This window comes from Bartonella sp. AD13SXNS, from assembly GCF_042196465.1.
In the GTDB taxonomy this organism is placed as follows: Bacteria; Pseudomonadota; Alphaproteobacteria; order Rhizobiales; family Rhizobiaceae; genus Bartonella.
In genome coordinates this window covers 1-2,635 of sequence record NZ_JBHIQI010000047.1, presented here as the reverse complement: position 1 = coordinate 2,635, position 2,635 = coordinate 1, and the positions used below count along the sequence as shown (strand labels likewise).

Here is a 2,635-nt window from a genome sequence, read left to right as displayed (position 1 = left end):
ATAAAAATGTTTTCTTATGATCTCTATTGGCTATGCTCTTTGATCAGCTGCTCGACTTCTTCAACACGAAAGCCAAGCCGAAATATCGGCGCATAGTCGCTTTCTTGTAATTCATACTGACAACGCTTTTCTATAGAAGTACCGTCTAAATCAACAGGAATTTCTGTTTGCACACAAACCCTATGCGTATCATCTTCAATCCCCTCTTCTCCTTCTTCAAGCTCTTTAACAAAGACCCAATAAAAACGTGTTGCTAAAAGCCCCTCTAGCCTTCTTACCGTTTCAGCCTTATCAAATTCAAGCATGTTCAGATAATCTTGCTTCGTATTTAAATGCTCTGGATAATCTATCATCTACCCTCCTAAACAAAATACCGTGGATGACTACAACCGCGCGCTCCTATTTTGTCATCCTTGAAACCGCGAGAATACTGACCATTGCGATAAAAGGGACCACTATAGAAACCTTGTTGCCAACTCCCTCCTCCTATCAATACATTCATGGAACTTCTAATACTTCCCCCACTTACAGAAGTTTGCGCAGGAAACGTTTCTGACAAATATTGCCAAACATAACCGCAACCATCCTCACATCCAATATGAGAGATCATACGACGATTTCCCGTATCCTTATAGCCTCCTGTTTTTTTGGGGGTAGGAGCTTTATTGCCTGCTATACTTGTTTTTTCATTACTTCCATAAAGGGCAGAGATAAATTCCTTATCACTCAATAAAGACTTCTTTACACGCATCATATCTGTGGCATGTTCTGTATAGCTACGGCTCGTCGTGATCGGAACATTATAGGATGAGCGGGTATTTTCACCCGTTCCTGACTGTAGATAAATATCAACCCAAATATCTGTGGAGGGGTCATAGACCATCCCCTCAGGCGAACTATGCGGACGATGATTCAAACACCAAACTGAATGGGGTAATATATCCCCTGCTTGATACCCCGATAACGGATGATCTATTATAACACCAACATCCGCACAAAGCGTATGAAACCCTCCTATCTTTCGAGAATTCGTCGCTGTATAACCTGTAGGATAAGTCGAGTTTAAGGACACAACAAATTGCACAGTATTCTCATTCGAAGTCACTAAATAAATGTAATAATCATTGCCCCCTGTAAGAGATCGAGTTATGGGAACGAGTGTATCTTCCATGTAACTCATCACAAACAGATCATTCCCTTTCTTCAAAGAAATATGCGTTCCTTTTTTCAACGTAAGTTGTTTTTTTCCTGTAGCAACGAGAAACGGCCTCGAGAGCGAAATAACATTCCAAGTTAAATGTTTCATCAAAGGAGAACTGCTTATATTCGTGCTACTTTGTGCTTTTAAAGCTTCCTGTTTTGCCTCTTCTGCTAGCACTTTTGCCTGAGAGGCTACTGTATTCGCAGAAGTCGCTGTGGATAGAGAACTCTTGATACCGCCAAGCTCTCTTTTCAAAGCATCCTTTATACCACCAAGCTCTTGCTTCGTCGTATCGGCTGTTTTTTTAGCTTCTTCGGCTGTACTTTTTGCTCTACCGGCTACTTCCTTGGCTTCTCTTGCTTCACTCTTAGCTGCATAGGCTTGCGAATCTGCTGCCTCGGCTTTTTTCTTGGCTTCTTCTGAGTACATCCGCGCTAAACTTACGGGAGCTTTAAAATTATCAACCACTTGATTGATATCTATAACACGACTATTCGCTCCATAAGCAACGCTTTGCGCTTTTTCTGCTATTGATCGCGCTTGTCCTGCATCATGTTTGGCATAATCAGCTGTATCCTTAGCTTCTTTTGCTATTTTTTGCGATTCATCTGCTGCAGCTTCTAAAGACGCGGCTTTTTTACCAGCTGTTTCTGCTGCCTTCTTTGCCTCTTCTGCTGTATATTTTGCACTATTCGCTATATCCTTCGCTTTGCCTACTTCATCCTTCGCTTCATAGGCTCTGCTACTTGCTGCTTCTGCTATTTTCTTGGCTTCTTCCCCTGCTCTCTGTGCTAAACTTGCTGTGACTTTCGCTTCATCGGCTACTTGCTTTGCATCACTTGCTTTGCTTGAAGCTTGATAGGCTATAGTCTCTGAAGATTGAGACTTACTACGAGCTTGTTCCGCATCATGTTTAGCAAAACCGGCTGTATCCTTGGCTTCCTTCGCTATCTTTTGGGCGTCTTCTGCAACTGTCTCTACGCTTTGTGATTTTTTCTCAGCTGACGCCGCCACTTTCTTGGCATCATCTGCTACAGACTTCGCACGATCTGCTACTTGTTTTATATCATCTAAAGCACTTTTAGTTTCTTGTGCAATCTTCTCGGCGGTTTCCGCTTTACTCTTCGCCTCTTGCGCTATAGCCTTAACCGCCTCTGCACCCACTTGACCTGCTGACTCTCCTGAACGCACCGCTGTCTCTGCTGCTACCTTCGCCTCATTGGCTATTCGCGTTGCTTCTGTTGCACCCTGTTGGGCTTGTTCCGCCAAACCCTTCGCCTCAGATGCTGTACTCTTAGCTTCTCTTGCTTCTGTTAATGCTGTAGCCGCTGTAGATTTCGCTTCCGTCGCAATGGTCTCCACCCTTTCTGCCTTAGCTTTTGCTTCTTCTGATAAGGTCTTCGCTTCTCCAGACTTCGTCAATGCTTCTGAGGT

1 protein-coding gene and 1 pseudogene are annotated in these 2,635 nt (G+C 43.5%); both read right to left on the bottom strand.

Annotated elements, in window-relative coordinates:
• Positions 1-23 precede the first annotated feature (23 nt).
• Positions 24-353 (bottom strand): hypothetical protein, encoded by a 330-nt coding sequence (locus ACFIMQ_RS09150; RefSeq protein ID WP_375703904.1) that lies wholly within the window; start codon positions 351-353, stop codon positions 24-26.
• 8 nt (positions 354-361) lie between these two features.
• Positions 362-2,635: pseudogene (locus tag ACFIMQ_RS09145) on the bottom strand (hypothetical protein); the annotation flags it as partial.